The 6,622-nt window shown below is 67.7% G+C and carries 8 protein-coding genes; 6 read left to right on the top strand and 2 right to left on the bottom strand.

Annotated features, from left to right (window positions below; translation table 11 throughout):
* Together ACIP9H_RS42125 and ACIP9H_RS42130 are read left to right on the top strand one after the other, a co-directional pair.
* On the top strand, positions 1–929 hold a 929-nt coding region (locus tag ACIP9H_RS42125; protein WP_401964233.1), incomplete at its 5' end, for a polymorphic toxin-type HINT domain-containing protein.
* Between the two features lie 143 nt (positions 930–1,072).
* The gene (locus ACIP9H_RS42130) at positions 1,073–1,471 is read left to right on the top strand and encodes a hypothetical protein (RefSeq protein ID WP_401964235.1); all 399 of its coding nucleotides are present in this window, start codon (positions 1,073–1,075) and stop codon (positions 1,469–1,471) included.
* Between the two features lie 82 nt (positions 1,472–1,553).
* Here ACIP9H_RS42130 and ACIP9H_RS42135 read toward each other — a convergent pair whose 3' ends face one another.
* The gene (locus ACIP9H_RS42135) at positions 1,554–1,721 is read right to left on the bottom strand and encodes a hypothetical protein (protein WP_401964237.1); all 168 of its coding nucleotides are present in this window, start codon (positions 1,719–1,721) and stop codon (positions 1,554–1,556) included.
* Here ACIP9H_RS42135 and ACIP9H_RS42140 point away from each other — a divergent pair.
* Complete coding sequence (locus tag ACIP9H_RS42140; RefSeq protein ID WP_401964239.1) at positions 1,720–2,736, top strand: NAD-dependent epimerase/dehydratase family protein; 1,017 nt, start codon at positions 1,720–1,722, stop codon at positions 2,734–2,736. The two genes, ACIP9H_RS42135 and ACIP9H_RS42140, sit on opposite strands and share 2 nt — an antisense overlap.
* 1 nt (position 2,737) lies before the next feature.
* Here the strand turns inward: ACIP9H_RS42140 and ACIP9H_RS42145 are convergent, their stop codons facing one another.
* A complete protein-coding gene (locus ACIP9H_RS42145) occupies positions 2,738–4,066 on the bottom strand; it encodes a DNA-binding protein (RefSeq protein ID WP_401964241.1) in 1,329 nt (442 codons plus the stop codon).
* 293 nt (positions 4,067–4,359) lie between these two features.
* Here ACIP9H_RS42145 and ACIP9H_RS42150 point away from each other — a divergent pair, with 293 nt between their 5' ends.
* The 3 genes from ACIP9H_RS42150 to ACIP9H_RS42160 all read left to right on the top strand — a co-directional run bounded on the left by ACIP9H_RS42150 (position 4,360) and on the right by ACIP9H_RS42160 (position 6,531).
* A complete protein-coding gene (locus ACIP9H_RS42150) occupies positions 4,360–4,860 on the top strand; it encodes an ATP-binding protein (protein ID WP_401964243.1) in 501 nt (166 codons plus the stop codon).
* Between the two features lie 242 nt (positions 4,861–5,102).
* Positions 5,103–5,561 (top strand): hypothetical protein, encoded by a 459-nt coding sequence (locus ACIP9H_RS42155; protein WP_401964245.1) that lies wholly within the window; start codon positions 5,103–5,105, stop codon positions 5,559–5,561.
* A 208-nt stretch (positions 5,562–5,769) separates the two neighbouring features.
* A complete protein-coding gene (locus ACIP9H_RS42160) occupies positions 5,770–6,531 on the top strand; it encodes a hypothetical protein (RefSeq protein WP_401964246.1) in 762 nt (253 codons plus the stop codon).
* The last annotated feature ends 91 nt before the right edge of the window (positions 6,532–6,622 follow it).

Consider the following 6,622-nt stretch of genomic DNA (forward strand, 5'->3'; position numbering starts at 1 on the left):
GCGGCGCCACAGGAGCAGCCGAAGGCGTCATGAGCTTTGGCGCGGCAAAGCTCATGGAGAAGGGCGCCACAAAACTCGCCGCAAAACTCCTCAGTATATGCAAAAATAGCTTCCCTGCCGGCACGGAAGTACTTGCCGCTGACGGAAGCGCCAAGCCCATAGAGGACCTTGAGCTCGGTGATGAGGTTCTCGCCACAGATCCCGAAACCGGCAAAACGGGCTCTAAGTCGGTCACCTCCACGATCCTCACCCCGGATGACACCGACTTCACCACTATCACCCTGAACAATGCTACGGGGGATGGCGGGAGCACCCTCACCGCAACCGACCACCATCCCATGTGGTCACCCAGCGAACACGACTGGATCGACGCCGGAAACCTTGCCCCGGGCATGACCCTCCGTAGTGACAAGGGTCGTGATCTGCGCGTTGTCAGTGTCAAACACTTCCGTCATCTTCAGGCCGCTTACAACCTCACAGTCGCTGACCTTCACACGTATTATGTGGTCGCTGGGCAGACATCGATCCTGGTGCATAATTGCCCACCGTCTCCTGGAACGGGGCCGGTGAAGTTCAAGGCTCCTCCAAATGCAACCCAGACGGAGATTGACGAGGTGAAGGCGTATGTTGCGTCATGTGAACGTGCGAGGTGCGCAGGCCAACTCTCGCCCACTGGGCGCGTCGCGACGGCAGGAAAGCTGCGGAGACAGGCTACGGCTGCTGCTGCTGCTGCGGAGCGAGCCCGCGCAGCCGCTGCCGGAACCCCGTACACGGGAGTGCCGGGCCATGGTCCCGATACTGCTTGGACAGGTAGTCCAGTCCCGCCGGAATGGCTTGATTTGTCCGGCAGGGTGAATTCAAGCCTTGGTGGACAGGCCAATGGTTATCCTGTGGGATACAAGCCAATGAAATTCGAGTACTCGCCATGAATTCATCTTCGCCGGATTGGGAACAGCTCATCGCTCGCGCTGCGGCGGTGAATCGAAGCATTGCTTCAGCTGACGTGAACTCTATTTGGAACTACGGGGGACCGCGGACTCCTGCGGGCTCAACTGAGGCTTTCTTGTGGCAGGTGGATGTGACATTTGATCTAGGGGATGATTACCGGAAATTCCTATCCATTTCGGATGGGTGGAGAGGCTTCTATCATGACGTGGACCTGTTGTCCGCATCCGAGCTCTTGGGGGGTGAAAGGTTTGATAGGGCTTGGATGTTGGTCGAGGCTGCGGATGCTGGAAGCGGTGGATCCCTGGGCGTGAGCAGGGACCTCTATGTGCCATGCGGGGTTGCGGCGGTCGATATCGATGTTTTCCTGATTGGGGTCACTGGCGAAAGCTCCTCTGTTCGCTGGATTGCCGGTCAGGAGGTTGAGCGGTTCGATTCGTTCGGTGAATTTTTTGAAGAGATGATCTCGTACAATGAGGAGACTCTCGAAGAGCTGCGGTTGGATCCATGGCTTGGGGCGGGATGAGGAGTCTCTGGATGCTGACGCTTTCTCAGTGGTGATCATTTCCAGATCCCGTTGAGGACGAGGGCGGCGCGGGCGATGTCTCCTATACGGCGGGGCTGATGGTGACGTGCTTCAGGGTGCGCCAGCGGCCTTTCGGGCGCCGGACGGGGACGTGGATGCCGATGTAGCGCTTGTCGGCCAGGGTGGGCGGGCCGCTGGCCGCGGTGCGACCCTTCCGCGGGGCCCCAGCGGACGGCAGGATCATGCTCATGAAGATTCTTGTGATCGGCGGTACCTGGTTCCTGGGAAAGCGCATCGCAGAAGGAGGGCTGGCGAGGGGGTGGTCGGTGACCACCTTCAACAGAGGCCGCTCGGGACGCGAGGTCGAAGGCGTTACGCCTGTCCACGGGGACCGAACGGACCCGGACGACCTCCAGCGGCTTTCCCAGCAGGGACCGTGGGATGCCGTCATCGACACGTCCAGCTCCGACTTCGCGCCTCGTGAAGTGCTGCAGGCGACCACATCCCTCCGTACTGTGGTCCGGCGCTGGGTGCACGTTTCCACCGTGTCCGTCTATCAGGGCTGGCCGAACCAGGCGCTCACGGACTCCTCGCCGTTGCTGGACTGCCCTGCTGACGCGGACGCGTCGTACGGGTACACCGGCGAGGACGGCAGCCCCACCCTCTACGGCTTCCAGAAGGCCGGCGGGGAGCGCGCGGTGACCGAGGTCTTCGGCGACTCCGCGGTATTCCTCCGCCCCGGTGTCATCCTGGGGCCCGGCGAATACGTCGGCCGCCTTCCCTGGTGGCTTGGCCGGGCCAAACGCGGCGGGAGGATCCTCGCACCCGCCCCGAGCAGCCAGCCGATTCAACCCGTTGATGTCCGCGACGTCGCGGAGTTCGCTCTCGATCAGGCTGCCGGCGACGCGTCAGGCGGATTCAACGTCACACACCCTGACGGGATCACCTTCGCCGACTTCCTGGGTGAGTGTCTGGCCGTCACCGGCGGTGCCGGGAAGCCGGAGTGGGTGGATCCGGGAGTTCTAGCCCAGCACGGCGTCGCGCAGTGGACCGAGCTGCCTCTGTGGCGCACGCACGCGGGCGTGTGGTCGGTCGACTCCAGCCGCGCGCAGTCCGCCGGTCTGCGCTGCCGGCCTATCGCCGAGACGATCCGCGACACCTGGGCGTGGCTTGCCGCAGACGGGCGTCCCGTGGACCACCCGAGGCGGGCAGCACACGGGATCGTCCCGGAGAAAGAGGCGAAGATCCTCGCCGCACTCGGCTGACTCAGGCTTCCAAGCTCAGCAGCGCGGTGACCGAGCCGAGCTGGTGGGTGCTTGCGGTGCGGGTGAATTCCTCGACTCGGTCGCGCAGCTGCCGAGGCAGAATTGAGGCGCGGTAGGCGGGCCGCGCGAGGAAGTGCTGGATCTGGCCCGTGCGCACCAGGATGCCTGTTACGCGCTGCTCCGGCGGGATGTCCCAGAGCAAAGTCAGCGCGTCGGCGGCTCCCTCCACGTCGTTCGCCAGGAGTCGGGCCATGGCGAGGTCGGCGGCCGCGCCGCCGAGCACGTGTGCGGACCGGGCGGCTTGCGGCTTCCCGTTGACAAGGGCCAGCGCGCGGCGTGCAGACTGCTCCGCCTGGCCCGCATCGTGGATCAGCAGTGCAGTCGAGCTGTTTGACATGGCCAGCCGCTCGTCTGTGAAGCCGAACTCGCCTCCGATGCCGTCGTGAAGGTCGTCGCGGGCTCCGCTCTCCGTATCGAGGGAGAGCCGGAGAGCCTGGCGGGCGGAGTCCGTGTCGCCGAGGTAGCCGTGTGCTCGCGCCTCGATGGCCCGGAGCCTGCGCCGGGCAGTGTCGCCCAGGCCGCCGTGGGCCTGCGCGCGGCGGGCCTTGCTGACGGCCTCAGCGGGCATGCCGGTGAAGTAGGCGATGTACGCGAGCATGCCGTCCGCGTACGCCCGCAGCGGCTCGAAGCGTGAACTCTCACCGTAGAGGTCGGCGGCTCGGGCCAGGCGGCGGGCGTTGTCGAAGGAGCCGAGATTGAAGGCTGCAGCGGCGAGCAGGGCCATCGTCTGACCAGTGAGCACCAGGAGGCGCTGCTGTTGGGCGGGGATTTGTGTGCGGTCCCGCTGATTGTGTAGTTCCTCCTGGAGCGTGCGGCCGCGCCGGAAGACCTCTATTGCGGGGAGGGAGGCGTAGACGCATGCGAGCGACGCCACGTCGTCGGTGAGTTGGTCGAGGCTGGTGTCGGAGACGGACGCGGCGGCTGTCTCGCTGGCGTCGTCGTGGGCTTCGCGTGCGGTCATGTCGATCTCGTGCTCCAGGTTGAACGCGGGTGCCGAGGGATCTTCGGCGGGTGGCGGGGGAGCCAGTAGTGCCGCAGCATCGCGGGCGAACATGGCCTGCAGCACGCGGCGGGTGTCGGCGGACAACGCCTCCGGGCGGGTTCTCCCCGACTTCCAGCGGAACGCGGTCCGGATGCTGCAGGTCGGGTTCCTGTTCCCCTTCCCCACGACCTCCGCTGCGGTCTTGTCGAACAGCTCCACGAAGTCCTCAGCGCCCAAGTTGCCCTTGTCGCAGAGGAGCTTGAGCAGCGTCTCGGGTTGGTCAGTCACATCGGCCCCGTTCATCGGGCTTCGGCCCATCGGCGGTCCCCTGCGGATCGATCCCTTTGCACGAAGGGGATACCGCACTCGCGCACTGCGCCACACATTCCCGCCATGTGGCAGTCGAATGGCACACGGGTGTCGGGCGCGGTCCTCGACGGCACGGGAACGGCGGCTCCCTGACATGGCGGTGGCACCGCATACGGGACCACGCTGGTCAACGCCCCAGCTGAGCGTGGCCAGAGCGACGCTCATGATGCCGGCCCGCCGCGTCGGCGGACCCGCCACCCACAGAGGACGTGATGACGACGAGAGCAGTACGGCCGCACCCTCCCGCGCCCGGTCAACCGGCCGTTGCCGCAGAGCGGCTCGCGCGTTCGGTCGACCGGGCCGGCGAGGGCGGCCACCGCGAGGCCCTCCGGCTGACTCGTCCGGACCTCAGGGCTCCCCGCGAGGCTCGTGAGTTCTCCGCACGGGTGCTGCGGAGCTGGGGGGTGGACGGCGCCCTGATCGAGAATGCACGGCTGATCACGTCCGAGCTCGTCACGAACGCGGTCCTGCATTGCCCGCGCACCGGGGGGATCGTCGTGCTGGTGACACTCGCCAGAAGCCGCGCGGTGATCACCGTGATCGACCCCGGGCCCTGGCGAGAGGCCGTCAGCCCCGGAGCAGCAGGCCCAGGGGACGAGTGGGGACGCGGGCTGCCGCTGGTCGCCGCACTTGCCGACGAGTGGGCCCCGTACCCGCACATCCGGCGGACGGCGGTCTACGCGGCACTGCGACTGGACCGCCCCGCATGCTGACCGCGGCATGCTCCGGCCGCCGACGCGAGCTGGCCCTCATGGGCCCCGCGGACCCGCGGGAAGGCCGCAAGCCAGTCCGATCCGCTCCAGCCCAGGAGTCCCCCGTGCCGGGAAAGACCGCCCTGCGGATCCTTCATGCTCGCCTTCGCCACGATCGTCCTGGCCACCGCCCGCCTGACGGGCTGACCAGTGAACTGCCCCCGCCCCGTTCCGCACCCGAGGCCATCCCTCCCGGAGCACTGATGACCCTGACGCCCACTTCGTACACGAGCCGGCTGTGGCAGGTGGCGTTCACAGAACTGCCGCATCCGGTCGGGCTTCCCGCCCGCCATGACGTCGTCCGGACCGGAATGGGGCTGGGCCTGCCCGCGCTTGAGGCGATGCGGGAGCGGAAGGAAGCCGTGGGACCGATCCTGTGCTGCCCGGCCCAGCAGGTCGTCATCGTCCCGGTCGCGGCGGGCACGGCAGACGTCTGGGCGGCGCCGCACTCGCTGTCCCGCTCGGGGGCGCAGTGGCACTGCGCGGAACCGGGCTGTCCCCCCTGCTCCGGCCGGCTCTGGATCTCCGGCGGAGCGGCGATCACCGACGCGGCGGCACTGCACCACAGCCTCAGCCTGACGCGGTCCCGGCTGCGGTCGGGGTCGGTGCGGCCGCGCGGCGTCCACCGCGAGCAACTCTCGTCTGAGGTGACCCATGTCTGAGGCCTCTCGCACGCGTCCTGCTCGAGGCCGGCGCCGCCGTGTCGCACGGCGCGGGGCATCCGCCGGACCCAGCACCGGACGCAGGCACTTGCGGTCACGCCTGCGGGCGCTACCGGTGCTCTCGGCCGCATCGGCCCTGGTGCTGGCTGGTACTGCGTGGGCAGCCCACTCGTTTGCAGGCGTGCCGGCTCCATGGGCGATCGGCTGGATGGCGATCAGCTGCTGCTATCTGGCCTGGATATTCGACCGTAGAGCATCCGTGCTGTCTGATTCCGTCGACCGCGAGCGGGCCGAGGGGCAGCGCCGCGCGACCGAGCGGTTTGCACACTACGACGCTCTGGTGGCCGACATACGCACCTACCTTGCCGGGGCCGTGGAACAGCTCCGGCGGCGGGAACGTCCCGTGGCGGTCGTCCACCCGCCGGCCGCTCCGGGCGACGACCCGCTGGCTGCGGCGCTGAGCAGGCTGCGCTCAGACATCGTGGAGGCGTTCGCGGCCGCCGGGGCCGAGCGCGCGGCGAGGCTGGCGCAGGCTGAGCAGTCCGAGGTGTTCGTGTACATCGCGCGGCGGCTGCACGTGCTGGTGAGCAGGGCGCTGGAGGCTCTGTCGGAGGCGGAGCGGGATGTGGAGGACCCGGAGTTGCTGCACCGGCTCTTCACGATCGACCATCTGGTGACGCGGACGCGGCGGGCCGTGGAGAGCCTGGCGGTGCTGGGCGGCGAGACGCCGCGTCGGGTGCGCAAGCCGCTGCTCCTGTCGACCGTACTGAGGCAGGCAGTCGCGGAGATCGAGCAGTATCCGCGGGTGAGGGCGGTCTTGCCTGGTACGGAACTCGCGTTGCCCGGGTACGTCGGCCCCGACGTTATCCACTTGCTTGCCGAGTTGGTGGAGAACGCCGCCCGCTTCTCCCCGCCGGAGACCCAGGTCATCCTGCGTGCCGAGCAGGTACCCGCAGGCGTCGTGGTCTGAGGTTCCCCCGAGATGCGGGGAAGGGTGACAGCGGGTCAGATGGGTCTCATGAGAGGAGCCCTGACGATGCCTGCCCCGAGGAAGTACCCGC

It is taken from the genome of Streptomyces sp. NPDC088732 (genome assembly GCF_044751205.1).
GTDB lineage: Bacteria > Actinomycetota > Actinomycetes > Streptomycetales > Streptomycetaceae > Actinacidiphila.